At 72.0% G+C, this 24,692-nt stretch carries 25 protein-coding genes and 1 tRNA gene; 9 read left to right on the top strand and 17 right to left on the bottom strand.

Annotation, left to right across the window (positions count from 1 at the left end):
* Positions 1 to 6: 6 nt before the first annotated feature.
* Entirely contained in the window at positions 7 to 1,599 is a 1,593-nt protein-coding gene (locus ACE4Q9_RS08015; protein ID WP_397983540.1) for an AMP-binding protein, read from the bottom strand.
* A gap of 150 nt (positions 1,600 to 1,749) precedes the next feature.
* On the opposite strand from ACE4Q9_RS08015, the gene ACE4Q9_RS08010 reads away from it, so the two are divergent.
* The 3 genes from ACE4Q9_RS08010 to ACE4Q9_RS08000 all read left to right on the top strand — a co-directional run bounded on the left by ACE4Q9_RS08010 (position 1,750) and on the right by ACE4Q9_RS08000 (position 3,822).
* Entirely contained in the window at positions 1,750 to 2,883 is a 1,134-nt protein-coding gene (locus ACE4Q9_RS08010) for an acyl-CoA dehydrogenase family protein (protein ID WP_397983539.1), read from the top strand.
* Positions 2,880 to 3,278, top strand: coding sequence for a RidA family protein (locus tag ACE4Q9_RS08005; RefSeq protein WP_397983538.1), 399 nt, complete (start codon positions 2,880 to 2,882; stop codon positions 3,276 to 3,278). The genes ACE4Q9_RS08010 and ACE4Q9_RS08005 overlap by 4 nt, the downstream gene beginning before the upstream one ends.
* A 91-nt stretch (positions 3,279 to 3,369) precedes the next feature.
* Entirely contained in the window at positions 3,370 to 3,822 is a 453-nt protein-coding gene (locus ACE4Q9_RS08000) for a DUF6299 family protein (RefSeq protein WP_397983537.1), read from the top strand.
* A gap of 81 nt (positions 3,823 to 3,903) precedes the next feature.
* On the opposite strand, the gene ACE4Q9_RS07995 is transcribed toward ACE4Q9_RS08000, so the two are convergent.
* The 4 genes from ACE4Q9_RS07995 to ACE4Q9_RS07980 all read right to left on the bottom strand — a co-directional run bounded on the left by ACE4Q9_RS07995 (position 3,904) and on the right by ACE4Q9_RS07980 (position 6,993).
* Positions 3,904 to 4,104, bottom strand: coding sequence for an acyl-CoA carboxylase subunit epsilon (locus ACE4Q9_RS07995; protein WP_397983536.1), 201 nt, complete (start codon positions 4,102 to 4,104; stop codon positions 3,904 to 3,906).
* 11 nt (positions 4,105 to 4,115) lie between these two features.
* Entirely contained in the window at positions 4,116 to 5,660 is a 1,545-nt protein-coding gene (locus ACE4Q9_RS07990; RefSeq protein WP_397983535.1) for an acyl-CoA carboxylase subunit beta, read from the bottom strand.
* 154 nt (positions 5,661 to 5,814) lie between these two features.
* Positions 5,815 to 6,612: a BTAD domain-containing putative transcriptional regulator gene (locus tag ACE4Q9_RS07985; protein WP_397983534.1), complete on the bottom strand. Its 798-nt coding sequence runs from the start codon at positions 6,610 to 6,612 to the stop codon at positions 5,815 to 5,817.
* Between the two features lie 287 nt (positions 6,613 to 6,899).
* Positions 6,900 to 6,993, bottom strand: a tRNA-Gly gene (locus ACE4Q9_RS07980).
* 176 nt (positions 6,994 to 7,169) lie between these two features.
* On the opposite strand from ACE4Q9_RS07980, the gene ACE4Q9_RS07975 reads away from it, so the two are divergent.
* The 6 genes from ACE4Q9_RS07975 (at position 7,170) to fabI (ending at position 12,399) form a co-directional block, all read left to right on the top strand.
* Positions 7,170 to 8,177: a DUF2156 domain-containing protein gene (locus tag ACE4Q9_RS07975; protein ID WP_397983533.1), complete on the top strand. Its 1,008-nt coding sequence runs from the start codon at positions 7,170 to 7,172 to the stop codon at positions 8,175 to 8,177.
* A 37-nt stretch (positions 8,178 to 8,214) separates the two neighbouring features.
* Entirely contained in the window at positions 8,215 to 8,364 is a 150-nt protein-coding gene (locus ACE4Q9_RS07970) for a hypothetical protein (protein WP_397983532.1), read from the top strand.
* A 297-nt stretch (positions 8,365 to 8,661) separates the two neighbouring features.
* Positions 8,662 to 9,762 (top strand): fatty acid desaturase family protein, encoded by a 1,101-nt coding sequence (locus ACE4Q9_RS07965; RefSeq protein ID WP_397983531.1) that lies wholly within the window; start codon positions 8,662 to 8,664, stop codon positions 9,760 to 9,762.
* Between the two features lie 144 nt (positions 9,763 to 9,906).
* Positions 9,907 to 11,280, top strand: coding sequence for an MFS transporter (locus tag ACE4Q9_RS07960; protein WP_397983530.1), 1,374 nt, complete (start codon positions 9,907 to 9,909; stop codon positions 11,278 to 11,280).
* Positions 11,281 to 11,308: 28 nt separating this feature from the next.
* A complete protein-coding gene (fdxA, locus tag ACE4Q9_RS07955) occupies positions 11,309 to 11,635 on the top strand; it encodes a ferredoxin (RefSeq protein WP_397983529.1) in 327 nt (108 codons plus the stop codon).
* The gene (gene fabI, locus ACE4Q9_RS07950; protein WP_397983528.1) at positions 11,632 to 12,399 is read left to right on the top strand and encodes an enoyl-ACP reductase FabI; all 768 of its coding nucleotides are present in this window, start codon (positions 11,632 to 11,634) and stop codon (positions 12,397 to 12,399) included. Before fdxA ends, fabI begins: the two co-directional genes overlap by 4 nt.
* Before the next feature lie 76 nt (positions 12,400 to 12,475).
* On the opposite strand, the gene serS is transcribed toward fabI, so the two are convergent.
* The 12 genes from serS to ACE4Q9_RS07890 all read right to left on the bottom strand — a co-directional run bounded on the left by serS (position 12,476) and on the right by ACE4Q9_RS07890 (position 24,616).
* The gene (serS, locus tag ACE4Q9_RS07945) at positions 12,476 to 13,753 is read right to left on the bottom strand and encodes a serine--tRNA ligase (protein ID WP_397983527.1); all 1,278 of its coding nucleotides are present in this window, start codon (positions 13,751 to 13,753) and stop codon (positions 12,476 to 12,478) included.
* On the bottom strand, positions 13,737 to 15,221 hold the full coding sequence (locus tag ACE4Q9_RS07940; protein WP_397983526.1) for an APC family permease: 1,485 nt from the start codon (positions 15,219 to 15,221) through the stop codon (positions 13,737 to 13,739). Before ACE4Q9_RS07940 ends, serS begins: the two co-directional genes overlap by 17 nt.
* 110 nt (positions 15,222 to 15,331) lie before the next feature.
* Positions 15,332 to 16,552, bottom strand: coding sequence for a beta-ketoacyl-[acyl-carrier-protein] synthase family protein (locus tag ACE4Q9_RS07935; RefSeq protein ID WP_397983525.1), 1,221 nt, complete (start codon positions 16,550 to 16,552; stop codon positions 15,332 to 15,334).
* Complete coding sequence (locus ACE4Q9_RS07930; protein WP_397983524.1) at positions 16,552 to 16,782, bottom strand: phosphopantetheine-binding protein; 231 nt, start codon at positions 16,780 to 16,782, stop codon at positions 16,552 to 16,554. The genes ACE4Q9_RS07935 and ACE4Q9_RS07930 overlap by 1 nt, the downstream gene beginning before the upstream one ends.
* Before the next feature lie 35 nt (positions 16,783 to 16,817).
* A complete protein-coding gene (locus tag ACE4Q9_RS07925; RefSeq protein WP_397983523.1) occupies positions 16,818 to 17,825 on the bottom strand; it encodes a beta-ketoacyl-ACP synthase III in 1,008 nt (335 codons plus the stop codon).
* Positions 17,822 to 18,802: a VlmB-like protein gene (locus ACE4Q9_RS07920; RefSeq protein ID WP_397983522.1), complete on the bottom strand. Its 981-nt coding sequence runs from the start codon at positions 18,800 to 18,802 to the stop codon at positions 17,822 to 17,824. Before ACE4Q9_RS07920 ends, ACE4Q9_RS07925 begins: the two co-directional genes overlap by 4 nt.
* Entirely contained in the window at positions 18,799 to 19,347 is a 549-nt protein-coding gene (locus tag ACE4Q9_RS07915) for a flavin reductase family protein (RefSeq protein WP_397983521.1), read from the bottom strand. The genes ACE4Q9_RS07920 and ACE4Q9_RS07915 overlap by 4 nt, the downstream gene beginning before the upstream one ends.
* Positions 19,344 to 19,877, bottom strand: a complete 534-nt coding sequence (locus tag ACE4Q9_RS07910; protein WP_397983520.1) for a hypothetical protein — start codon at positions 19,875 to 19,877, stop codon at positions 19,344 to 19,346. Before ACE4Q9_RS07910 ends, ACE4Q9_RS07915 begins: the two co-directional genes overlap by 4 nt.
* A 21-nt stretch (positions 19,878 to 19,898) precedes the next feature.
* A complete protein-coding gene (locus tag ACE4Q9_RS07905) occupies positions 19,899 to 20,381 on the bottom strand; it encodes a type II toxin-antitoxin system RatA family toxin (RefSeq protein ID WP_397983519.1) in 483 nt (160 codons plus the stop codon).
* Positions 20,382 to 20,383: 2 nt separating this feature from the next.
* Positions 20,384 to 21,679, bottom strand: a complete 1,296-nt coding sequence (locus ACE4Q9_RS07900; protein ID WP_397983518.1) for an aspartate aminotransferase family protein — start codon at positions 21,677 to 21,679, stop codon at positions 20,384 to 20,386.
* Positions 21,680 to 21,814: 135 nt separating this feature from the next.
* Positions 21,815 to 22,957, bottom strand: coding sequence for an acyl-CoA dehydrogenase (locus ACE4Q9_RS07895; RefSeq protein WP_397983517.1), 1,143 nt, complete (start codon positions 22,955 to 22,957; stop codon positions 21,815 to 21,817).
* 27 nt (positions 22,958 to 22,984) lie between these two features.
* Positions 22,985 to 24,616 carry an aldehyde dehydrogenase family protein gene (locus ACE4Q9_RS07890; RefSeq protein ID WP_397983516.1) on the bottom strand — a complete coding sequence of 544 codons (1,632 nt, stop codon included), beginning with the start codon at positions 24,614 to 24,616 and terminating at the stop codon, positions 22,985 to 22,987.
* Positions 24,617 to 24,692 lie beyond the last annotated feature (76 nt).

Raw genomic sequence — 24,692 nt, 5'->3', positions numbered from 1 at the left:
TCGGCATCACGCCTGGTCACCAGGGGTGCGCAGGCGGAACCGCTGCAACTTGCCGGTGGCGGTGCGGGGAAGGGCGGGAAGGAAGACGAACTCGCGCGGACATTTGTACGGCGCGAGTTCCGAGGTCAGGAAGGCGCGCAGCGCCTCCGGGTCGCGGCGCGCGCCCTCCCGCAGCACCGTGTAGGCGACCGCCACCTGTCCGCGTGCCGCGTCGGGGCGGCCGACCACCGCCGTCTCCACCACGTCCGGATGGCGCAGCAGCGCGTCCTCCACCTCGGGCCCCGCGATGTTGTACCCCGCCGATATGATCATGTCGTCGGCGCGGGCCACGTAACGGAGGTAGCCGTCGGGATCGCGGACGTACGTGTCGCCGGTGATGTTCCAGCCGCCGCGCACGTACTGGCGCTGGCGGGGATCGGCCAGATAACGGCAGCCGACCGGGCCGCGCACGGCCAGCAGTCCGGGTTCGCCGTCGGGCAGCGGGGTGCCGTCCGGCCGCTGCACCCGTGCCTGCCAGCCCGGCACCGGCACGCCCGTGGTGCCCGGTCTTATCCCGTCGTCCGCGGCGGAGACGAAGATGTGCAGCAGCTCGGTCGCGCCGATGCCGTTGATGATCCGCACCCCGGTGCGCTCGTGCCACGCCCGCCAGGTCGCCGCCGGCAGGTTCTCCCCGGCCGACACACAGCGCCGTAGCGAGGAGACGTCGTGGCCGTCCAGCTCGTCCAGCATGGCGCGGTAGGCGGTCGGGGCGGTGAACAGGACCGAGACGCGGTGTTCGGCGATCGCGGGAAGCAGCCGGCGGGGCCCGGACTGTTCCAGCAGGAGCGTGCTCGCGCCCGCCCGCAGCGGGAAGACCACCAGCCCGCCGAGGCCGAAGGTGAAGCCCAGCGGGGGGCTGCCGGCGAAGACGTCGTCGGGGCGGGGGCGCAGGACGTGCCGGGAGAAGGTGTCGGCGATCGCCAGCACGTCCCGGTGGAAGTGCATGCACCCCTTCGGGCGACCCGTGGTGCCCGAGGTGAAGGCGATCAGGGCGACGTCGTCACATGCGGTGTCCACCGCCGGGTAGGGGGCCGCGGGCGCGGCGCGGCGGAGGAGGTCGTCGGGGGTGTCCCCGCCGTACGTCGTGATGCGCAGCCCCGGTATCCGGGCCTTCGCCAGGTCCTCCACCGCGCGCGCGTCGCACAGCGCGTGGCCCACCCGCGCGATCTCGCAGATGGTCGCCAGTTCGTGCGGGCGCTGCTGGGCCAGCACGGTGACCGCGACCGCGCCCGCCTTCAGCACCGCGAGCCAGCAGGCCGCGAGCCAGGGGGTGGTGGGGCCGCGCAGCAGCACCCGGTTGCCGGGGACGACGCCCAGCTCGCCGGTGAGCAGATGCGCGATCCGGTCGACCCGCGCGCGCAGCTCGGCGTACGTCCACACGGGCCCGTCCGGGGTGCGGAAGGCCGGGCGGGCGCCGTCGGTGTGGCCGAGGAGTTCCACCGCGCAGTTCAGCCGGGCGGGGTAGCGCAGCTCCGGGAGGTCGAAGCGCAGCTCGGGCCACTCCTGTGGCGGCGGGAGGTGGTCGCGCGCGAAGGTGTCCACATGGGCCGAGAGATGCATGGCGCCCCCTTGCCGTGACGGACGTCCGGACGGGCATTCCTGGTGGGCTCGTGGTTGGAGCGTATCGTGTTGGTGACGGCAGTCAACTGTGCGCGATAACGTCGTGCGGGTGGACGGTCGCCGTGGTCCGTCCCGGAGGGAGGACCGGCAGTGCCCGCTTTCTCACTCGAACCGGAGCGGCTGGCCTGGTGCGCGCGGCTGCGGTCGCTCGCCGCCGAACGGCTGCGCCCGCTCGCCGACAAGGGCGCACCCGGCCGCGTCAACCGGCCGCTCCTGGCCGAGCTGGGCCAACTCGGCCTGTTGGAGTTGCTGTTCACGTCCGGCGCGCTCGATCTGTGCCTGATGCGCGAGTCGTTGGCGCAGGGCTGTACGGAGGCGGAGACCGCGCTCGCCCTCCAAGGGCTCGGCGCCCATCCGGTACACGCGCACGGCAGCGCGGCCCAGCGCGAGCGCTGGCTGCCGCGGGTCGCGGACGGGGGCGCGGTCGCGGCCTTCGCGCTGAGCGAGCCGGACGCCGGCTCGGACGCGGCCGCGCTGGCGCTCGCGGCCGAGGCCCGCGGGCCGGGCCAGTGGCGGCTGACGGGGGAGAAGTGCTGGATCTCCAACGCGCCCGAGGCCGACTTCTACACCGTCTTCGCGCGCACCGCACCACGCGCCGGCGCCCGCGGTGTGACGGCGTTCCTGGTCCCCGCCGACCGGCCCGGACTCACCGGCCGCGCACTGGAGATGATCTCCCCGCACCCCATCGGCGCGCTCGACTTCGACGCCGTTCCGGTCACCTCCGAGGATGTGCTCGGCGAGGTCGACCGGGGCTTCACCGTCGCCATGGGGACGCTCAATCTCTTCCGGCCCAGCGTCGGGGCCTTCGCGGTGGGCATGGCGCAGGCGGCGCTGGACGCGACCGTCGCGCACACACGTCAACGGCAGGCGTTCAAGGGTAAGTTGATGGACCTCCAGGCGGTGTCCCACCAGGTCGCGGAGATGGCGCTGCGCACCGAGGCGGCCCGGCTGATGGTGTACGCGGCGGCGAGCGCGTACGACGAGGGCGCGCCCGATGTGCCCCGCCGCTCCGCGATGGCCAAGCTGCTCGCCACGGAGGTCGCGCAGTATGTCGTGGACACTGCCGTGCAGTTGCACGGCGCGCGCGCCCTCCAGTGCGGCCATCTGCTCGAGCACCTCTACCGCGAGGTGCGGGCGCCGCGCATCTACGAGGGGGCGAGCGAGGTCCAACGGGGCATCATCGCCAAGGAGTTGTACGCCGCCCATGAGCAGGAGGCCCGGTGACGACCGAACGCGTCAACCCGCCCGAGCTGTCGCCGCCCACGGGGTTCGCGCACGCCGTCGTCGCCACCGGCTCCAGGGTGGTGTTCCTCGCCGGACAGACCGCGCTCGACGCCGACGGGAAGATCACCGGCGACACCCTGGCCGAGCAGTTCGAGCGGGCGCTGGGCAATCTGCTCACCGCCCTGCGCGCGGCCGGCGGCACCCCCGCGGATCTGGCGCGGGTCACGGTGTACGCCACGGACGTCGCCGCGTACCGCGCGCAGGCGCGGGAACTGGGGCGGCTGTGGCGGGCGGCGGCGGGCCGGGACTACCCGGCGATGGCCGTCGTTCAGGTCGTACGACTGTGGGACGAAACGGCACTGGTGGAGCTGGACGGGTTCGCCGTACTGCCGTGACGCGCCACCGGGCGGGTGACGGTCACACCCGTCGGGGTGGGTGACGGGTACCAGTGGAGACCGCCGAAACGGTACAAACCTGGAGGTATCCATGCCCGTCCACTCAGCCCACGCCGACCGCCCGGCCCGCTCCGTCCTCGCCGCGGCCCTCGGCGCCGCCGCCCTGCTGGCCCTCGCCGCGGGGCCGGCCCAGGCCGCGCCCGGCGAGTCCGTCACCGTCGAGACGGTCGGCCGCCTCGCCGCCGACGGCACCGTCACCCTGACCGGCACCTACCGCTGCACCGGCGGCACCGGACCGGTGTTCGTCACGTCCTCCCTGAGCCAGCGCGACCCCCGCGTGCGGCACGGCATCGGCGGCACCGCCGCGCGGTGCGACGGTACGACGCACACCTGGTCCAACTCCGGCACCGTCACCAGCGAGACCCTCCGGTCCGGCGCGGCCCACGTCCAGGCCACGGTGATGGAGCTGCGTCCGATGGGGCTGGTCCCGCTGCCGGTGTTCCACGCCACCGCCGACCAGGACATCACCCTGGCCCAGGGGTGAACCGGGCCGCCACACGCGAGGCGGGGCCCAGGGGAGGCGGCACCTCTCCAGGTGACGTGCCCCCTGGGCCGCCCCGGTGGTCTACGCCCGCTGCCAGCTGTGCGGCGCGTGGAAGGAATGCGGGCGCCAGGAGGTGGTGCCCGGAGAGGACGCCTCGGTGCCGGGGCCCGCGAGGGCGGTGCGGCTGAGCAGCAGGACGGTCAGGGCGGCCAGTTCCTCGTCGGTGGCTTCGCCCTTCTCGACCCGGATGGGCGGAGTGGGGGAGGGGGTGGACACGGGCATGGGGACCTCCGTCATTGAGGGGGGTTGCCGTGCTTGCGGGCGGGGCTCTCCGCGTGCTTCGTGCGGAGCATCGCCAGCGACCGCACCAGGACCTCACGGGTCTCGGCCGGGTCGATGACGTCGTCGACGAGGCCGCGCTCGGCGGCGTAATAGGGGTGCATCAGCTCGGACTTGTACTCCTTGACCAGCCGGGCGCGGGTGGCCTCGGGGTCCTCGGCGCCGGCGATCTGACGGCGGAAGATGACGTTGGCCGCGCCCTCCGCGCCCATCACCGCGATCTCGTTCGTCGGCCAGGCGAACGTCAGGTCCGCGCCGATCGACTGGGAGTCCATGACGATGTACGCGCCGCCGTACGCCTTGCGCAGGATCAGCGAGATCCTCGGCACGGTCGCGTTGCAGTAGGCGTACAGCAGCTTCGCGCCCCGGCGGATGATGCCGCCGTGCTCCTGGCCGACGCCCGGCAGGAAGCCCGGCACGTCCAGCAGGGTGACCAGCGGGATGCTGAACGCGTCGCACATCTGCACGAAACGCGCGGCCTTTTCGGACGCCTCGATGTCGAGGACCCCGGCGAGGGTCTGCGGCTGGTTGGCGATGATGCCGACGACCTGGCCGTCGAGGCGGGCCAGCGCGCAGATGATGTTGCGGGCCCAGCGCTGGTGGACCTCCAGGTACTCGCCGTCGTCGACGATCTCCTCGATCACCTTCGTCATGTCGTACGGCCGGTTGCCGTCCTCCGGCACCAGATCGGCCAGCGCCTCGCAGCGCCGGTCGGCCGGGTCGGAGCACTCCACGCGCGGCGGGTTCTCGCGGTTGTTGCCCGGCAGCAGCGACAGGAGGTAGCGGACCTCCTCCAGGCAGGTCTCCTCGTCGTCGTAGGCGAAGTGGCACACACCGCTCGTCTCGGCGTGGACGTCCGCGCCGCCCAGCCCGTTCTGCGTGATCTCCTCGCCGGTGACCGCCTTGACCACGTCCGGGCCCGTGATGAACATCTGCGAGGTCTCGCGGACCATGAAGACGAAGTCGGTCAGCGCGGGGGAGTAGGCGGCGCCGCCCGCGCAGGGGCCCAGCATCACGGAGATCTGCGGGATCACCCCGGAGGCGGCCGTGTTCCGGCGGAAGATGCCGCCGTAGCCCGCGAGCGCGGTCACGCCCTCCTGGATGCGGGCGCCCGCGCCGTCGTTCAGGGAGACCAGGGGGGCGCCGGCCGCGATGGCCATGTCCATGATCTTGTGGATCTTGGTGGCGTGCGCCTCGCCGAGGGCGCCGCCGAAGATCCGGAAGTCGTGCGCGTAGACGAAGACGGTACGGCCCTCGACCGTGCCCCAGCCGGTGATCACACCGTCGGTGTACGGCTTCTTCGCCTCCAGGCCGAACCCGGTCGCCCGGTGCCGGCGCAACTGCTCGACCTCCTGGAAGGACCCCGGGTCCAGGAGCAGCTCGATCCGCTCCCGCGCCGTCAGCTTGCCCTTGGCGTGCTGCGCCTCGGTCGCCTTCTCGCTCGGGCCGGCGAGCACGCTCTCGCGTATGCCGGCCAGTTCCGCGATGTGGGACTTCATCTCTGCCTGCCTCTGCGGTGAGGTGACGTGACATCGGACGCTGCCCGCGCCGGGCCGCCGCTCGGGGCACCCGGAGCCGATCGTGGCAACGCGCTCTGACCGGGCGCTGACGGGCCGCTTACGGTCCGGCCCCGCACCCCCGCGCCGGGCCCCCTCACACCGGCAGCAGCGCCGTCGGAGCCAGCGGCTCACCCGTGAGCGCCGGATCGTGCGAGAGGATCGCCAGCTCCACCTTGCGCAGCGCGGGCGAGGGCTGTATCCCCAGCTCCTCGTCCAGCCTGCGGCGCATCCGGCGGAACACGTCGAGCGCGTCGGCCTGCCGGCCCGAGCAGTACAGGGCGACCATCAGCTGCTCGCAGAATCGCTCGCGCAGCGAATGGTTGGTGTGCGCCTCGGCCAGCTCCGCGAGTACGGACGCGTGCCTGCCCAGGCGCAGTTCGGCGTCGAAGCGCAGTTCCATCGCGCGCATCCGGTACTCCTCGTACCGCGCCCCGGCGAGCTGGCACATGGTGCCGCCGGGGAAGCCGCCGAACACCGGGCCCCGCCACAGCGCGAGCGCCTCGCCGAGCATCCGGGCGGTGCGCTCGGCGTCCTCGGGCCCGGCCGACTCGGCCTGCCGTACGGCCCGGACGAACTCGGCCGCGTCCAGCTCGCCCTCGCCGACGCTGAGCCGGTAGCCGGCCGGATGGATGGTCACCCGTGAGGCCGGGCGCTCCGGCTCCAGCGCGCGCAGCCTGCGCCGCAGCCGGCTGATGTGGGCCTGGAGGGCGTTGGCCCGGTGGTCCGGCAGCGCCTCGCCCCACATCTCCTCCGCCAGGCTCTCCCCGGACACCGGCCGGCCCTCGCTGACCAGCAGGGTCTGCACCAGAGTGCGCTGAAGATCGCCGCAGACGTCCGCCTCACCGGCGGCGGTGCGTATCTCCAGCGCCCCGAGAATGGAGAACCTGAGCATATCTCTCCCCCTAGCTGACAATTCCTCGCCGACGGTTTTTCCGAAGCGGTGCTGCCGTGCAAGAAAGAATTCGCCGAACGCGCCATGCCCCGGCGGGCCTCGACCTGTACCGCGGCCCGCCGGGGCGTTAGTTCCGCCGGGACGGGGGGCGGCCGGCGGCTTCTGGGTGGTGCCGGCGCCCGAGCGTATTCTCGGGGGCGCCGGCTGGTGATGCCGAATTCACGGACGGACGCCTGCGATTTCCCACCGTCCGGGGCGGGAAGCGCGTCCAGCCATGGTTCCGGCCGTGGCGGAGAGGGCAGGATTCGAACCTGCGCGGGCCGCTGGGCCCGACCAGTGTGGTGCACACGGTCCCCGATCGGCCACTCCGGGCACCTCTCCCCGTGTCCGGCGCCGGATTCCGGTGCCGTTCACGTCAACCACATTGGCAGTGACGGCTGACGGAAAGCTGACGCGGTTCTGACGCAGGTAAATGAATGCCCAACTGCTCTTTTCCGGAGCAACGTTACGGTGCTGTACTCCCTTTGACGGAATACGCACCCGAAAGGGGTAAGGGAATGACCGCGACCACCACCGAGACCGGTACAGACAGTCTGATTCTCAACGCGATACGCACCCACACCGCGAGCGAGAACCCGAGTTCCTTCCTCGCGCTCAACAGCGGAAACAGCGTCTTCACCGTCCCCGGCGTGGACGGTGTCGTCGTCTACCGTCGCACCGGCCGCTGGGCCGTGCAGTTCGGCGGCCCGTTCGCGGCCGAGGCGGACTACGGCACCCTCCTGGACGCCTTCCGGGACCACGTCCGCGGCGAGGGCCTGGGCCTGGTCGGGGTGCAGCTCCAGCGCGCCGACGCCGAGCGGTACGCGGCGCGCGGCTGCGTCGTCAACCAGATCGGCGCCTCCTGGGCGGTCGGCCTGGAGGACTTCACGCTGCGCGGCACCAAGTTCATGCAGCTGCGCAACAAGATCTCCCGCGCCCTGCGCAACGGCCTCCAGATCCAGGAGGTCGACGCGGCCGAGGTCGCCGACGACATCGCCGTGATCGACAAGGCGTGGCTCGGCTCCAAGGGCGGCGCGCAGCAACTGGAGTTCCTGGTCGGCCAGATCGGCGGGCCCGCCCAGGCGCAGCGCCGGCTGTTCAGCGGCACCATCGACGGCGAGCCGGTCGCCTACATCTCCTACTCGCCGGTCTACGGCAGCCGGGCCGGCTGGATGCACGACCTCAGCCGCCGCATCCCCGAGGGCTCGCCGGGCCTGATGGAGGCCATCAACGCGCACGCCATCGAGATCTTCCGCGCCGAGGGCGTCGACTGGCTGCACTTCGGCTTCACGCCGTTCACCGGGCTGGACGCCGAGCACGAACTCGACGGCCACAGCCCGGCGTTCCAGTGGCTGATGCACGCCCTGTGGGCCGAGGGCGCGGCGCTGTACCCGGCGCAGACCCAGCTGTCGTACAAGCAGAAGTGGGCCCCCGACGTGCTGATCCCCGAGTACGTCGCCTTCGACGGACCGCAGGCCTCGCTGCCCGGCTTCGCGCACATCTTCCGCGCCTGCAAGGCGTTCTGACTACCCATCAGTGAACTGACAGACAGGAGAAGCTGAAATGAGCCAGTCCACCGAGGAGCTCTCGCACGCCGTCGTCGAGCAGCTGATGGCCGTCATCGGCGCCCCCGACGACACCGGGGTCGCCGAAACCGCCGACGCCGCGGTGCGTGCCCTGGACGAGCGGCTGCGCGCCGAGGCGACCGCCTGAGTGGCCGCGCGGGCGGCCGCCCGGTGCCGGCCGACGGGGCGAGGGTGGCCCGATCAGACCGGCATCAGTGCCACATCAGTGCCGCACGGAACGCTGGACGCACGTTCGCCCGGTGGTCCGGGTCCGGGAGCGCCGCACTGCGCTCCCGTCGCCCGGGTCCGCCGGGCGGGCCACAGCCCGCGGCGGTGACGCCACGCGGGAGCTGAAGTCGACTCGCGGCGCCCGCAGGTCCGCAGGTCCGCGGGGCAGCGGCGCCGCCGCCCGCTATCGGGCACTTTCTCCCAAGGAGAGCAACGCATGCAGCGTCCGCACATACAGGAAGCCGTGGCCGCGGCCGCACCGGGCGGCGAACGCACCGGCGCGTCGGCCACCTTCGCCGAACTGCTCAAACGGGTCAAGGCCGAGGGTCTCCTCGATCTGGACCCGCGCTACTACGTGGGCAAGCTCGCCCTCAACACCGCCTTGCTGGGCGTCGGGTTCATCGCCTTCTTCGAACTGGGCGACACCTGGTGGCAGCTGCTCACCGCCGTGTGGATGGGCCTGTGCGGCGGCCAGTCGGCGTTCATGTGGCACGACGCCGGCCACAAGGCCATGTTCCGCAGCAAGAAGGCCGCGTCCGCCGTCGGGTACGTGCACGCCAACCTGGTCAACGGGGTCAGCTACGGCTGGTGGGTCAACCACCACAACCGGCACCACTCCAACCCCAACCACCTCGACATGGACCCGGACATCGGCCGGCGCACCGCCATCTTCGACATCAAGCAGTACCCGACCCGCAAGGGCACCCAGAAGTTCGTGGTGCGCTACCAGAGCGTGATGTTCTTCGTGCTGCTGGTGCTCGAGGGCTTCAAGATGCTCAAGACCGCGGTCAAGTCCATCACCGGTGGCAAGACCAAGCGGCCCGCGCTGGAGACCTCCCTCATCCTGCTGCGCGCCGCCGTCTACCTCACCTGCGTCTTCACCGTCCTGTCCCCGGAGCTCGCGGTCGCCTTCATCGTCGTCCAGCACGCCGCCCTCGGCGTGTACTTCGGCATGATCTTCGCCCCGAACCACAAGGGCATGGAGGTCCGCGACGGCGAGGAGGAGACCCTGGACTGGCTGGAGCGGCAGGTCCTCACGTCCCGCAACATCCGCCCCAGCCTGCTCATCGACTTCCTCTACGGCGGCCTCAACTACCAGGTCGAGCACCATCTGTTCCCGGCCATGCCGCAGAAGAACCTGCCGCGCGCCCGCGAACTGACCATGCAGTACTGCGCCGAACGCGGTGTGCCGTACCACGAGGTCGGCTTCTGGCGCTCGTACCGCGAGGTCGCCTCCTTCCTGCACAAGGTCAGCGCGCCGGTGCGGCGCGGTGACGTGGAGGAGCAGATCCGCCGCCAGGCCATGGAAACGGCCTGATCCCCCAACTCCCCTTGCCCGTCCCTGACCTACCCCCACACCTGGCCCCCGGGCCGCACGCCCGGGTCCGCCGGTGACCCGGGCGGTTCCTTCCCCAGAAGCACTGCGACAGCGTGCGACAGCAGTTTCCAAGGAGCCAGCCCCATGTCCCAGACCACCGCCGCGGCCGGCGGTCGCACCGCTCCCGCCCCGATCGGCGCCCGCCTGGACCGCATGCCGATCACTCCCCTGCACCGAAGACTCACCGCGGTCATCGGTGTCGGTCTGTTCTTCGACACCTTCGAGAACAACCTCTCCGGCACCATCGGCAAGGTGCTCCAGAGCGACTTCGGCTTCGGCACGACCTCGCTCAAACTCGTCCTGGCCTCCGCGTTCGTCGGCCAGTTCATCGGATCCCTGACGCTCGGCCGGATCGCGGACCGGTTCGGCCGGCGTCGGGCCTTCCTGGTCAACCTGGCGATCTACTCGGCCTGTTCCCTGCTCGGCGCCTTCGCGCCGAACGCCGCCTGGCTGATCGTCACCCGCTTCTTCGCCGGTCTCGGCATCGGTGCCGAGCAGGCCCTCTCGGACTGCTATCTGGCGGATGTGCTGCCCGCCGCCAAGCGCGGCCGGTTCATCGCCTGGGCGTACACCCTCGCCTTCTGCGGGGTGCCCGCGGTCGGCTTCGCCGCCCTGTGGCTGGTGCCGCTGTCCCCGCTCGGGGTGGCCGGCTGGCGCTGGCTGTTCGTGCTCGGCGCCCTCGGCTCCGCCGTCGTCTGGGTGCTCCGCCGCCAGCTGATCGAGTCCCCGCGCTGGCTCGCCGCCACCGGCCGCACCGAGGAGGCCGACCGGCTCGTTGCCCGCCTGGAGGCCGAGGCCGCCCGGCAGGGGTTCCCGCCGGCCCCGCCCGCCGCGCGGCAGGACACCGCGGGCCCCGCGCGGGACACCCGGCTGCGCGACATCTTCCGGCCCGGTCTGCTGCGCCGCACCCTCGTGCTGTGGGTGTTCTGCATCCTGTCCACCGTCGGCTACTACGGCTTCGGCACCCTCGCCCCGCAGATCGTCGCCGCCAAGGGCTACGGCGTCGTCGCCGGGCTCGGCTTCACCGCGCTCTCCTTCCTCGGCTACCCGGTGGGCTCCGCGCTCGTCCTGCCGGTCGTGGACCGCGTGGAGCGCCGTACCCTCGTCGCCGTCTCGGCCGCCGCGATGGTGGTCGCGGGCCTGGGCTTCGCCTACGCCTCCTCCGCCGAACTCATCGTGCTGTGCGGCTTCGCGTACACCCTGTTCAGCAACGTCTTCTCCAGCGTGTCGCACGTGTACCTCTCCGAGCAGTACCCGACCGAGATCCGGGCCACCGCCGCGGGCGCCGCGTACTCGCTGTCGAAACTCAGCGCGGGCGCCCTGCCGTTCGCACTGCTGCCGGTCCTCGACGCGCACGGCCCCGGCGCACTGTTCGGCGTCATCGCCGCCGCCATGGCCGTCCTCGCCGTCACGGTGCTCACCCTCGGCGAGCGCACCACCGGTGTGTCCCTGAAGTGAACGACCCTTACTCAGCAAGGAGTTGAGCATGGCCTACGTCATAGGACTGCCCTGCGTCGACATCAAGGACCGCTCCTGCGTCGACGAATGCCCCGTGGACTGCATCTACGAGGGCCGCCGCGCCCTGTACATCCATCCGGACGAATGCGTGGACTGCGGCGCCTGCGAGCCGGTGTGCCCGGTCGACGCCATCTACTTCGCGGACGACATGCCCGAGGAGTGGGGCGACGACCACGCCACCTCCAACGCCGACTTCTTCGCCGCCCTCGGCTCGCCCGGCGGCGGCGGCACGCTCGGCCCCCAGGACCACGACTCCCCGCTGGTGGCGGCCCTGCCCAAGAAGGTGACGGCATGAGCGGCATCCTCGCGGGCAAGCGCGTCCTGGTGACCGGCGTGGTCACGGACGCCTCCATCGCCTTCCACGTGGCCAGGATCGCCCAGGAAGAGGGCGCCGAGGTGCTGCTCACCGGGTTCGGGCGGCTCTCCCTGATCGAGCGGTTCGCGCAGAAGCTTCCGAAGCCCGCCCCCGTCATCGAGCTGGACGTCACCGACCAGGACCAGCTGGACACCCTCGCCGAACGGCTCGGCGCGCACACCGACGGCCTCGACGGCGTGGTGCACTCCATCGCCTTCGGACCGCAGGGCGCCTTCGACTTCCTGGGCGGCACCTGGGACGACGTCTCGACCGCCGTGCACGTCTCGGCGTACTCCCTCAAGTCCCTGACCACCGCCTGCCTCCCGCTCCTCAAGCGGCGCGGTGGCTCGGTCGTCGGGCTCACCTTCGACGCGTCCGTGGCCTGGCCGCACTACGACTGGATGGGCGTCGCCAAGGCCGCGCTGGAGTCCACCAGCCGCTATCTCGCCCGCGACCTGGGCGAGTTCGGCATCCGCAGCAACCTGGTCGCGGCCGGCCCGCTGCGCTCCATGGCCGCCAAGTCCATCCCCGGCTTCGGCGAACTGGCCGACGTGTGGACCACCGGACGGGCCCCGGCCGGCTGGGACCTCACCGACCCCGAGCCGGCCGCCCGCGGGGTCGTCGCCCTGCTGTCGGACTTCTTCCCGCGCACCACCGGCGAGATCGTCCACGTGGACGGCGGGGTGCACATGATGGGCGCCTGAGACGCCCCGAGCGCCCTCGGCGCGGACACGGGAAGGGGGCGGGTGCCGGGTCGGCACCCGCCCCCTTCCCGTGGTGTCACTCGGTCGCGCCGCCCGGCAGGATCCGCCGGAACCCGGTGTACGGCACCAGCGCGTCCGGCAGCAGCACCGAACCGTCGTCCTGCACGCCCTGCTCCAGGAGCGCCGCCACCGTCCGCCCGATCGGCAGCGCCGAGCCGTTCAACGTGGCGGCCGGTGTCTTGCGGCCGTCGGCCCGCTTGACCCGGATGTCCGCGCGCCGCGCCTGGAAGGTGCCGCAGTCGGACACCGAGGAGATCTCCCGGAAGGCGTCACCGCCCGGCAGCCACACCTCGATGTCGTACGTCATCCGCGCCGAGAAGCCCATGTCGCCCGCCGGCAGCAGCACCGTTCGGAAGGACAGTTCGAGCCGGCGCAGGCACTCCTCCGCGTGTCCGACCATCAACTCCAGCTGCTCCTGCGCCTCTTCGGGCGCGCAGATCCGTACCAGCTCCACCTTCTCGAACTGGTGCAGCCGCAGCACACCGCGGGTGTCGCGGCCGTACGCCCCCGCCTCCGCGCGGAAGCAGGGGGTGCGGGCGGTGAAGGCGTACGGCAGCGCCCGCGCGTCCAGCAGTTCCCCGGAGACCAGGTTGGTCAGCGGCACCTCGGCCGTCGGGATCAGGAACAGCTCCCGCTCCCCGACCTGGGTGCGGAACAAGTCCTCTTCGAACTTGGGGAGTTGTCCGGTGCCGGTCATGGTGTCGCGGGAGACCAGGAACGGCACCGACTGCTCGGTGTAGCCGTGCTCGCGGGTGTGCAGGTCGAGGAAGAAGTCGGCGAGGGCGCGCTCCAGACGGGCCCCGGCGCCGTGTGCCACGCTGAACCGGGCGCCGGACAGCTTGGCCGCGGTCGGCGGGTCGAGGATGCCGAGGGCCTCGCCGATCTCGGCGTGGTGCCGGGCGCCCTTGGCCGGGCGCGGCGCGGGACCGCCCCGCCGCACCTCCACGGCCTCCTTCTCGGAGTCGCCGTCCGGGACGCTGTCCAGCGGCAGGTTGGGGATGCCGAGCAGCATCTCGGTCAGCTCCCGCGCCGCCACCCGGGCGAGCGCCTCCGCCTGCTGCACCTCGGCCCGCAGCGCGCGGGCGGCCTCCTTCTCCGTCTCGCTGGGCGGGCCCGAACGGCGCGCCTTTGCCGTCCTGTTCAGCTCGGTGCGCAGCCGGGTCACCTCGGCGTTGGCGGCCGAACGGGCGCGCAGCGCACCGCCCACCGCGTCCAGGTCGAGGTCGTAGCGGCGGCGGGCCAGGCGGCGCCTGGCGTCCTCGCCGGCCTCGATCAGCTCATTGGGATCGTGCATGGCGGTCTCCTGACGGGGCGGGGGAGAGGTCGGGGGTGGCGGGGGCGGCGGTGTGCCGGGTGCCGAGCAGCCGGTAGCGCAGCGGGTGGGCCGTGCGCAGCCGGAGCGCGTAGAGGAGCCCGCCGAGCGCGACCAGCGGCAGCAGCCAGGGCAGCGCGGCGATCACCTTCGAGGGCGAGCCGGTGAGCATGTCGAAGTTGCCGACCACCAGCCACACGGAGGCGGCGAGCCCGGCGAAGCCCAGCAGCGGGGCGAGGGTCTCCTTCCACCAGTGCCCGTGCCCGGCGCGCAGCCGCAGCCCGAGCACGGAGAGCGCGGCCAGCGCCTGGAGCGTGACGATGCCGAGGGTGCCGAGACCCAGCATGCTGGTGGTCAGGTCGGCGTACGGGTCCAGGCCCGCGACCGCGAACCCGGCCAGCACCAGCGCGGTCAGCACGCTCTGCCAGACGCTCGCCCGGTGCGGGGAGCCGTGCCGGGCGTGCTCGGCGGCCAGGGTGCGGGGGAGCAGCCCGTCCTGGGCGAGGACCTGGGCATAGCGGTTGGCGGCGCTGTGCAGGGCCAGCGTCGCCGCGAACAGGCTGGTGCACAGCAGGACTTGGAGCATGGTGCTGCCCGCGGTGCCGAGGAAGTCGTCGCCGAGTCCGAAGAACAGGTCGCCCATCTGCTTGCCCGCGACCTCGCGCACATGGTCCGGGCCGATCGCGCCCACCGCGAGCCAGCTGGTCAGCGCGTAGAACCCGGCGATCAGCGCGGCGGCCGCGTACGTCGCGCGGGGCACGCTGCGCTCCGGGTCGCGCGCCTCCTTGCCGTACAGCGCCGCCGACTCGAACCCGATGAAGGACACGAACGCGAACATCAGCGAGACACCGACGCCGGGGCCGGCGGCGGTGTGCGGGGAGAAGGAGGCGGCGGGCAGCGCGTGCAGTCCGTGCCGGACGAGGATCGCCACGTCCAGGGCCGCGAGCACCCCGATCTCGCCCAGCATCAGCAGGGCCAGCACGCGGGCGCTGAGCGCGATCTCCCGGTAGCCGAGCACCGCGGTCAGCACCAGCCCGACCGCCGCGCACCACTCCCAGGACACCGTCAACCCGTGGGCGGCGAGGACGAGCTGGGTGAAGTATCCGAGCGCACCGGCCAGTCCGATGGTCGCGCAGTTGTACGACAGCAGGGCCAGGTATCCGGCCGCGACCGCCGGGGGCCGGCCGAGCCCGTCGGCGACGGAGGCGTAGAACCCGCCGGACCCGCCGGTGCGCCGGGCGCTGACCGCGTACCCGGCCGAGAAGCACAGCAGGGTCACCCCGGCGAACAGGAACGCCGCCGGCACCCCGGCGCCGTCCCCGAACGCGAACGCGAGCGGGACCGTACCGACCATCGCGGACAGCGGTGCCGCGGCGGCGACGATGAGAAACAGAATGTGCGCCGTACCGAGCCGCCCCGACACGGGCGGCGAACCACTGGTGGTGGACATGGGGGCTCCAGACATGGGGAGAGAGGTGGGGACTGTGGGGGGTGACGTAAGGCCGACAGCCGCCCGCGGAACGTTCTCGGCGGACGGCTGTTGCGACGCGGGGCGGCTGCTCAGGCGGGCGCGATCGCCAGAGCGGTGTTCTGCCCCCCGAATCCGAGGGAATTGCTCAGCGCCAGATCGATCGGCATCTCGGTCAGGGTCTGCGCCAGCTTGATCTCCATCCGGGAGTCCGGCATCACCAAGTTGGCGGTGGGCGGGATGATTTCGTGCTCCACGCTGAGTACGGTGAACGCGGCCTCGACCGCCCCCGCCGCCCCCAGCAGATGCCCGGTGACCCCCTTCGTGGACGTCACCACCGGATCGCCGCGCAGCGTCCGCTGGATCATCCGTGCCTCGGACAGGTCGTTGAGCGGCGTCGACGTACCGTGCGCGTTGACGTGCTCGACGTCGTCGGGGTCCGCCCCCGCGTCGGCGAGCGCCGCGCGGACCGCCGCCTCGATGCCGGCGCCCTCGGGATGCGGCGACGTCATGTGGTGGGCGTCGGCCGTGGCGCCGTACCCGATGATCCGCCCGTGGATGTGCGCGCCACGGGCCCGCGCGTCGGCGACGCGCTCCATCACCAGGATCCCGGCCCCCTCGCCGGCCACGAACCCGTCGCGGTCGGCGTCGAAGGGGCGGGACGCGGACGCCGGGTCGTCGTGCCGCCTGGACAGCGCGCCCATCTGGGCGAACCCGGCCATGACCAGCGGGGTGATCATGGCCTCGCTGCCGCCGGCCAGCACGATGTCGCAGCGGCCGAGGGCCAGCAGGTCCCGGGCGGTGCCGATGGCCGTCGCGCCGGACGCGCACGCGGTGGCCACCACCAGGTTGGGTCCGGTCGCCCCGAACTCGATGGCCGTCTGACCGGCCAGCATGTTCGGCAGCTGCATCGGCAGCAGCAGCGGCGACACCCGGTCCGCGCCCTGCTCGCGCAGCACATGGTGCTGTTCCTCGACCGTGCCCGGACCGCCGTCGGCGCAGCCGAGGACCACGCCCACGCGGGCGCCGTCCCAGGTCTGCGGGTCCAGGCCCGCGTCGGCCACCGCCTCGTGCGCGGCGACCAGCGCGAACTGCACGAACCGGTCCAGACGGTGGGCCCGGCGCGCGCTGAGCAGGCGCTCGGGGTCGAAGTCGGGCACCCGGCAGGAGATCTGTACGGGATTGTCGGCCAGCACCGGATCGAGGGCCGCGGCCGGCCTGCCGTCGCAGACCGCCGCCCAGCTCGGTCCGACCCCGATCCCGCCGGGGGTGATCAGACCGAGCCCGGTGACGGCGATGTCCATCGCGGCCATCAGACCTTCGCGCTCCGCTCCTCCATCAGCCGGACCATGTCGGCCACGGTGTCGGCTTCGAGCAGGTCGTCGTCGCTGATGTCCAGGTCCAGCTCGGACTTCAGCAGCAGCGACAGCTCCACGACGGCCAGCGAGTCCAGCTCGATGTCCTCCCGCGTGGCCTCGGGGGTGATGGCCTCGGGCGACACCTTGAGCTTGTTGGACAGAATTTCCTTGAGCTGCTCCAGCATGTCGGTTCCTTTCGAAGGTCTTTCCTGACGATCGGTCAGATGGTCTGGAGCTCGGGCCAGACGACGGTGGCCGCGCCCCAGGACAGCCCGCCGCCGAACGCGGTGAGCAGCACCCGGTCCCCCGCCGTGAGCCGGCCGTCGGCGGTGGCCTCCGCGAGCAGCAGCGGGATCGAGGCGGCACCGGTGTTGCCGACCCGCGCGATATTGCTGAGCTGCCGCTCCGGGGGGATGCCGAGCCGGTCCGAGACCGCGTCCAGGATCCGGGCGTTGGCCTGGTGCGCCCCGAACCGGTCGACGTCGTCCAGACGCCAGCCGGCCCGCTCGACGGCCTCGGTGGACGCGCTGGTCATACGCTCCACCGCGTGCCGGTACGTGTCCCGGCCGAGCATCCGGAAGTAGTGGTCCTCCGGGGCGGCCGGGCGGCCCGAGGAGCGCTGCTTGGAGCCGCCCGCCGGGACCTCGATCAGATGGCTCAGCTCGCCGTCGCTGCCGAGCACCAGCGGCCCGAGCGCACCGGGCTCGTCGGGCGAGCCGGCCCGCAGCACCACCGCGCCCGCGCCGTCCGCGAAGATCACGGCGGTGGTGCGGTCCTCCGGGTTGATGATCGTGGTGAAGGCGTCGGCGGCGATCAGCAGCACGCTGTCGGCGATCCCCGCGGCGATCAGCCCGGCGGCGGACGCGAGGCCGTACAGGAACCCGGAGCAGACGGCCGCCACGTCGAAGGCGGGCACCTGGCCGAGTCCGAGCCGCGCGGCCACCTGGGGGGCGGTCGCGGGGCACGGCTGGTCCGGGGTGGTGGTGGCGAGCACCACCGCGCCGACCTGCTCGTCGCCCGCCGACTTCAGGGCCCGCAGCCCCGCCTCCACCGCGAGGTCCCCGGTGGAGGTGCCGGGGGAGATGTAGAACCGCTCGGCGATGCCGGTACGGGTGCGGATCCATTCGTCGGAGGTGTCGAGGCGCTGCGAGAGGTCCTCGTTGGTGACGATGTTGGGCGGGACGTACGAGCCGATCCCGGTGACGACCGCCGCCCGCCCGGTACTCATGCGCCGGCCCCCGAGGCGAGGACCTCGACCGGCAGGCCCATGTACTCCATACGGACCTCGGCCATCTCGTCGGTCCACTGCTCGGCCATGTCGTAGCGCTGGTCGGGCGTGGTGTCGAGCAGGCGGACGCCCGGCCAGACCTCGTAGTCGCCGATCAGGTCGGCGTGCTTGAACATGCCGTCCTGGAACAGCTCCTCGCGGTGGATGACGAACTCCCGGTCCGGCAGCTCGTCCCACAGCCTGACGCCCGAGCGCAGGATCTCCAGCAGCCGGGGGGTGTACTCGGGGTGCGCGACGAGGTGGTCGCGCAGGATGGTGCTGGCCACGGTGAGGTGGCGGATCTCGTCGATGGCGGTGCCGCGGGAGATCTCGCCGGTCGCCGGGGACAGCGGGGTCCACTTGCGCTCGCTCAGCTCGGCCGCGGGGGCGAGGACGCCCTCGATGATGATGGCGAACACGCCGACGCCGCCGGCGAAGTCGGCCTTGTCGCGGACGATGTCCAGGGTGAAGTCCACCACCGGGTTCAGCACCCGCTTGCGGTAGTCCCGGGACATCTCCTCGATCTCCCGCAGCAGGGCGCTCTGCGGGATGCCGAGGTCCACCAGGTGCTGGCGGAAGACACGGGCGTGCCGGGCCTCGTCGATCAGCTGGGTGGCGTAGAACTCCATCTCGGGGATGCCGGGCGCGATGGTCACGTAGTGGCCGAGCAGCCGGGTGGCCAGCTCCTCGGAGAGGGCCCGGAAGCCGAACTCCAGGATCAGCGCCTCGCGCAGCGGGCCGGGGGCCTTCAGGAAGTCGGGGGTGAGGGCGTCCACGTGGTGGCCGGTGGCACCCCGGTCGCGCAGGGTGCCCTGGGCGACGGAGGTGAACCAGTAGGCGAGGTCGCACTCCTCGGGGCCGAGGGTGAGTTCCTTCGCGCCGTCCAGCAGGCCGGGGGCCTTCTCCCAGTCGGCCTCGGGGGCAACGGGTGCGGTCATGATGCGGCGGTCTCCTTCGCCGGACGCAGGGAACCGGCGAACAGCCCGCCGGTGTAGCTGAGCAGCGGCAGGCCCTCGTCCGCGGTGGCCCGGACGACATGGCCGAGCAGCAGCTCGCTGTCGCCCGCGGGGTGCGCGGAGTGGAACCGGCAGACGTAGTGGGCGAGGGCGCCCGCGATCAGCGGGGCCTGGGCGTAGCGGTCGGCGGTCCAGGCGAGGCCGGCGAAGGCCGCGCTGCCGTCGGGCCGGGAGCTGTCGGCGAACCGCCGTGCCACGTCGGCCTGTTCACCGCCGAGCACATTGATCGCGAACCGGCCCTCGGCGGCGGCGAGGCGGGCGAAGGACGAGCCCGCCCGCAGCACCACCCCGACCAGCAGGGGCGCGCGCGAGACCAGGGTGACGGTGCTCGCGGTGGTGCCGTGCATCCGTTCCTCGGGGCCCGTGGTGAGCACGGACACCGGGGAGGCCAGGTGGTACAGGGCCCGCCGGCGCTCGGCGGGGTCCTGGCGCACCGCCCGGCGCACCGGGGTCGCGGCGGTGGTCATCGTACGGCCTCCGTCTCGCGGACGACGGGACGCGCGGGGACGTGCCCGACGGGCACCGGGTCCATCGCGTGCCCGACCGGCTTGGGGTGCGGCAGGCCCAGGTCGTCCAGGAGGCGGAGGTAACCCTCCTGGCGCACCGGCTCGAAGGGCAGCGCGAAGGACTTCATGAAGTTGCCGAACAGGCCCCGGTCGCCGAAGAGATGGAACGGCAGCACCAGCAGCGCCCACTCCGGCTTGACCAGCAGGCACCACAGCGCGGCGACCGCGCCCTGGGTGATGAGGCTGTGCATGACGTTGTAGAGGACGTAGTACGCCTTGTGGATCGGCCGGCCGCCGCTCTTGCGGAAGGCGATGGCGCCGGGGATGTAGCCGATCAGGTCGATGTACAGGAACAGCCCGAGCGCCGGCAGCCAGCGGATGTCACCGAAGTGGTAGATGATCATCCCGGTGGTGACCGCGAGGCCCACCAGGTACTCGGCGCGGTGCAGCGAGTACGTGCGGGGCGTCTCGAAGGGGTTCGCCTGGTCCATGGTCAGCTCCTTCGGCCGGTGCTACGCGCCGACCGTGGCGGGCGTGTTCAGCTCGATGCCGCCCTGGATGCGCACGGCCGGGTACAGACCGGTCAGGGCCCAGGCGACGGTCTCCTTGATGACCCGCTCGGCGATCGGGTCGAGGATGCCCTCCAGGCTCGGGATGCCGAAGTCGAAGTCGGCGTCGAAGCGGACGGCGACGTCCGCGCCGTTCTGCTTGACCGACCAGACCCCGGTGAACGAGTCGAAGTCGCCGTCGGACTGCTCGAAGCGGATCTCGCCCGCCTCCGGCAGCACCGTGTCGTCCTCGGTCCAGCGCAGCAGTCCGCTGCGGAAGTGCAGCTCCCAGCTGGAGGAGGGCTTGGGCTCGGGGTACGCGGAGTGCACGGTGGTCGCGTTGACGTGCGGCGCGAGGTCGGGGTACTTCTCCCAGCGCCGTACGGCGTGCAGCACCTCCTCGGCCTGCTCCGCGGGTATCAGGGCTTCCAGTTCGACGTGCCGCACGATCAGTTACCGCCTTCCGGCATAGTGGCCGCGCCCTTGATGAGGTCTCGGGTGGCCAGGTCGAAGGAGTTGACGAGGTAGTCGAGGTCGGTGTCGTTCAGCACGGCGGGCGGGGTGAACCGGACCACCGAGCTGCCGTTCATGGAGTGGTTGGCGACGACGCCGTGGTTGAACAGCTCGATCAGCAGCTCGCCGGCGAGGCCCGCCTCGACCAGCTCCACGCCGATGAGCAGCCCCTGGCCGCGGACGTCCACCACCAGCTCGGGGATGTTGCGGTGGGCGACCTCCGCGATCCGCGGCAGCAGCCGGGCACCGAGGTCCATGGACCGGGTGACCAGGCGCTCCTCCTTGACGGCGCGGACCGCGCCCATCACCGCGGCCATCAGCACCGGCTGCCCGGAGAAGGTGGCGGTGTGGACGTAGGGGTCCTTGTCGAAGGGGCGGAACGCCTTGCGGGTGGCGATGGCCGCGGACACCGGCATCACCCCGCCGCCGAGCGCCTTGCCGGCCAGCAGCACGTCCGGTACGACGCCTTCGAGGTCGGCGCCCCACCACTCGCCGAGCCGCCCGAACCCGGACTGCACCTCGTCGAGGATGAGGAAGCCCTCGTACTCGCGGACCAGTTCCTCGACCCGCTTGAGGTAGCCCTTGGGCGGGATGATCACGCCGCCCTCGCCCTGGACCGGCTCCAGGATCACGCAGACCTCGCCCGGATGGGCCCTCAGCTCGGCCTCCAGGGCGTCGGCGTCGCCGAACGGCAGGTGCAGGAAATCGGGGATCAGCGGGCGGAACGGCGCCTGGTAGACGTCCTTGGCGGTGGCCGACAGGGCGCCCAGCGTCTTGCCGTGGTAGCCGCCGCGCATCGAGACGGTCCGCTTGAAGCCGCCCGCGCGGGCCAGCTTCAGACCGGTCTCCACCGCCTCGGCGCCGGACAGCGCGAAGTGCACCCGGTCGAGCCCGGCGGGCAGCACCGACACCAGCGCCTCGGCGGCGCGGGCGACCGTCGGCTCCAGCAGGATGCGGGTCGCGGTGGGGTGGGTGCGCAGCTGGCGCTCCACCTCCTCCATGACGATCGGGTGCCGGGCGCCCATGATGAACACGCCGTAGCCGCCCGCGTTCAGGAAGCGCTCACCGTCACTGGTGGTGAGCCAGGCGCCCTCGGACGCCACCTCCATATGGCTGCCGAACAACTCGGCGAGCGTGGCCCGCCCCTTGCTCAGGTGGGCCCGGTACAGGTTGAGGATCTCGGCCTCGTCGTCGACGACGGGCGCGTGGGGGGAATCGTGCAAGACGGTCACGTGTCACTCACTCCAAGAGAGGGGGACTTCTGGACGCCGGTGATATGGGCGCCCCCGAAGGGGCGCGGGGCTCTGTTCGATGTGCGGCTCCGCCGCGCGGGCGCGACCAGCCACATCCGGGCCGCAGCCGACGAACTACGCGAGAACCAACGGCCCTCCGTCGAAGTACGTCAGCAACGGCTCCGACGCGGCGATCCGGGACGGCGGGTGGAAGGCCAGCGCCCGCGTCGCGGCCGCGGCCTGCGCGAACGCCGAGTTCGTGATGAAGTCCATCCCGCCGAGCAGCTCCAGCGCCCGCGCCACGATCCCCGGCAGCGCGTTCTGCACCGCGTACCGGGCCACGAGCACCCGCGCCACCGACTCCTCGTCGCCCGGCTCGCGCCCGGTGCCCCGCGCCACGCCCTCCAGGAGGGCCAGCGCCGCCTCCATGTCGACGGCGAGGGCGGCCCGCGCGTCCGCGCTGCCCCGCTTGCGGGTGAGCACCTGCTCGACCAGCGCCGCCGCCGCGCCCGCGTACCCCGCGGAGATCAGCATCTCGAACCAGACGAACCCGGCGGACTGGAGGTCGTCCAGCCGTGTGGGGTCGTCCGCGCCGGCCCGCACCACCATCTCGCCGGGCACGAACACGTCCTCCAGGCGCACCTCGTCGCTCTCGGCGCCGGCCAGCAGGTCGTTGCCCCAGAACCGGTGCACCGTGAGGCCCGGCGCGTCGGCCGGGACCAGGGCGAGCGCCAGCTCGGGCTCGCCGCCGTCCTCGCCGTGGATCGCGGTGGAGGCGGTCAGCAGGCTCATCGAACGGGACAGGCTGCACGGCTTCTTGGAGCCGGAGAGCAGGAAGCCGCCCTCCACCGGGCGCGCGGTCACCGCCGGCTTGAGGATGTTCTGCGCGGTACGGCCCTCCGACCAGCCGGAGGCCAGCACCTGCTGGTCGGGCACGATCTGGTGCAGCAGCCGGGTCTGCGCGTCGGTGAGCCGGCCCGACTTGACGGCCAGCGAGTACAGCATGGCCGCGGTGAAGTGGTGCATGGAGACGGCCGCGACCAGCGAGGGCGAGAGCGCGCCGAGGGCCAGCTGCACCCGCAGCGCCTCCAGCGGGGCCGCGCCGTGGCCGCCGTAGCTCTCGGGGATCAGCAGGCCCACACCGCCGTGGATGCGGAACAGGTCGATCACCGGACTGCCGGGTTTCTCCCGTTCCTGGTACGGGAGTTGCTCCAGTTCCTTGAGCAGTCCCGGATGGAACCGCTCGCACACGGTCCGGGCGACATCGAGGGAACGCACGGGAAAACCTCCGGGTACGGGGTGGGTTCAGGCGCCGAAGACCGCGTCGTACGGGCTCACGTCGCGGGCGATGCTGACTCCCTGGACGTGGGAGGTCTTGAGCATCGGGTAGTTGGCCTCGCCGAACGCGCCGCCGGTGCGGCCGGTGCCGCCGTGGCTCGGCAGGTAGGGCAGGAAGCCGATGTGGGAGTCGTTGACCTTCAGCAGGCCGCCGTTGACGGTGCGCCGCACGAACGTCTCGACCACGTGGTCCGAGCGGGACCACAGGGAGTTGCGCAGCCCGTAGTCGTTGCTGTTGACGAACTGGAGGAACGATTCGAGCAGGGCGTCGTCATGGTCGCGCTCGGCCACCACGATCGGGATCAGCGGGAAGAACGTCTCCTCGCGGACCACGTCGTACGTCCGTGCCCGGTCCAGGCCGTCCACCCGCACCACCGTCGGCTGGAGGAACACGCCGGTCTCCGAGACCGTGCCGTCCACCTCGGTGCGGTTGCCGCCGGTGACCAGCTCGGCGCCGTTGTCCAGCGCCTGGCGCAGCAGCCGGAAGAACCGCTCGCTGCGCCGCACCGGCGACAGCAGCACGTCCTCCTCCTCGGGCAGACCCGGCTTGATGCCCTTGACCTGCTCCTTGACCTCGGCGATCAGCGCCTCGGCGACATCCGGGTGGGCCAGCACGTAGTTGGGCACCATGCAGATCTGCCCGGAGCCGTAGAACGCCTCCGTGATCGCCTCGGCCGCCCACTTCACGTCGGCGTCCTTCCACACCACGATGCCGTCGTTGCCGGCGAGTTCGAGGATCGGCTTCTTGCCGTGGGCCACGCACTGCTGCTCGAAGCGCAGGCCCTCCTGGCTGCCGCCGATGTAGAAGATGTCGTTGATCAGCGGGTCCGCGATCCAGCGGTCCATGGTCTGCTTCGGGTTGGAGCAGACCGCGTTGAGCACGCCGGGCGGGGCGTCGAACTCCTCCAGCAGCGGGGCGACGATGTCGCGCAGCAGCCACATGGTGGACAGCGCGATGCTGCGCGGGGCCCGTACGACCACCGCGTTGCCGGCCATCAGCGCCAGCACGCACAGCGCGGCGCTCGGCAGCGGGGCGTTCTGCGGCGGGTTGAAGGCGACCACTCCGTCGGGCTGGCGGTGCAGGATCAGCCGGCGGCCGTTGTACTCCTTCTCCACCCGCATCTGCTTGTCGTACCAGCGCAGGGAGCCCGGCGCGTAGATCTGGAGCAGGCAGCTCAGCTCCCAGCGAGCGAGCTTGACCGGGTGGGACTCGGCGACCAGCATCCGCAGGAACTCGTCCTCGTGCTTGATCAGTTCCTCGCGGAACCGGGTGCCGAGCCGCATCCGCCGCTCCAGCGGAACGGCCGCCCAGTCGGCGGCGGCAGCGGCGGCCGCCTGGGTGGCCAGGTCGATGGAGGCGTCGTCGGCGATGGCGCAACGCCCCACCACGTACGGGTGCTTGGCCGCCTCGGACTCCGGGTCCTGTTCGAGGGAGCGCTTCAGGCTCACGCTGGTGAACACGTCTTCCAGCAGCGAACGCCCGCTGACGGTGTACACCCAGCCGTCGCCGGCGACGTCCTTGCCCGCGATGTAGAGGTCGTAACTCTTCAATCCGGAAGGTGCCTCAGCACTCTCCTCCTGCGCGGCTTCGCGAAGCATCTTCAGCCTTTCGGATATGGCGTGTGGATTTCTTGAAGCAAGGCGAGCGTGACAGCGGAATCTGATCCGGCGCTGA

It is taken from the genome of Streptomyces sp. AM6-12 (assembly GCF_044327085.1).
Taxonomy (GTDB): Bacteria; Actinomycetota; Actinomycetes; order Streptomycetales; family Streptomycetaceae; genus Streptomyces.
The sequence above is the reverse complement of the archived record's forward strand: the minus strand, read 5'-3'. Positions and strand labels throughout refer to the sequence as shown.

Coding starts and splice junctions, on each gene's coding strand:
- ACE4Q9_RS08015 (WP_397983540.1), bottom strand. CDS start 1,599: ATGCATCTCTCGGCCCATGTGGACACCTTCGCGCGCGACCACCTCCCG.
- ACE4Q9_RS08000 (WP_397983537.1), top strand. CDS start 3,370: ATGCCCGTCCACTCAGCCCACGCCGACCGCCCGGCCCGCTCCGTCCTC.
- ACE4Q9_RS07995 (WP_397983536.1), bottom strand. CDS start 4,104: ATGCCCGTGTCCACCCCCTCCCCCACTCCGCCCATCCGGGTCGAGAAG.
- ACE4Q9_RS07990 (WP_397983535.1), bottom strand. CDS start 5,660: ATGAAGTCCCACATCGCGGAACTGGCCGGCATACGCGAGAGCGTGCTC.
- ACE4Q9_RS07985 (WP_397983534.1), bottom strand. CDS start 6,612: ATGCTCAGGTTCTCCATTCTCGGGGCGCTGGAGATACGCACCGCCGCC.
- ACE4Q9_RS07975 (WP_397983533.1), top strand. CDS start 7,170: ATGACCGCGACCACCACCGAGACCGGTACAGACAGTCTGATTCTCAAC.
- ACE4Q9_RS07970 (WP_397983532.1), top strand. CDS start 8,215: ATGAGCCAGTCCACCGAGGAGCTCTCGCACGCCGTCGTCGAGCAGCTG.
- ACE4Q9_RS07965 (WP_397983531.1), top strand. CDS start 8,662: ATGCAGCGTCCGCACATACAGGAAGCCGTGGCCGCGGCCGCACCGGGC.
- ACE4Q9_RS07960 (WP_397983530.1), top strand. CDS start 9,907: ATGTCCCAGACCACCGCCGCGGCCGGCGGTCGCACCGCTCCCGCCCCG.
- fdxA (WP_397983529.1), top strand. CDS start 11,309: ATGGCCTACGTCATAGGACTGCCCTGCGTCGACATCAAGGACCGCTCC.
- fabI (WP_397983528.1), top strand. CDS start 11,632: ATGAGCGGCATCCTCGCGGGCAAGCGCGTCCTGGTGACCGGCGTGGTC.
- serS (WP_397983527.1), bottom strand. CDS start 13,753: ATGCACGATCCCAATGAGCTGATCGAGGCCGGCGAGGACGCCAGGCGC.
- ACE4Q9_RS07940 (WP_397983526.1), bottom strand. CDS start 15,221: ATGTCCACCACCAGTGGTTCGCCGCCCGTGTCGGGGCGGCTCGGTACG.
- ACE4Q9_RS07935 (WP_397983525.1), bottom strand. CDS start 16,552: ATGGCCGCGATGGACATCGCCGTCACCGGGCTCGGTCTGATCACCCCC.
- ACE4Q9_RS07930 (WP_397983524.1), bottom strand. CDS start 16,782: ATGCTGGAGCAGCTCAAGGAAATTCTGTCCAACAAGCTCAAGGTGTCG.
- ACE4Q9_RS07925 (WP_397983523.1), bottom strand. CDS start 17,825: ATGAGTACCGGGCGGGCGGCGGTCGTCACCGGGATCGGCTCGTACGTC.
- ACE4Q9_RS07920 (WP_397983522.1), bottom strand. CDS start 18,802: ATGACCGCACCCGTTGCCCCCGAGGCCGACTGGGAGAAGGCCCCCGGC.
- ACE4Q9_RS07915 (WP_397983521.1), bottom strand. CDS start 19,347: ATGACCACCGCCGCGACCCCGGTGCGCCGGGCGGTGCGCCAGGACCCC.
- ACE4Q9_RS07910 (WP_397983520.1), bottom strand. CDS start 19,877: ATGGACCAGGCGAACCCCTTCGAGACGCCCCGCACGTACTCGCTGCAC.
- ACE4Q9_RS07890 (WP_397983516.1), bottom strand. CDS start 24,616: ATGCTTCGCGAAGCCGCGCAGGAGGAGAGTGCTGAGGCACCTTCCGGA.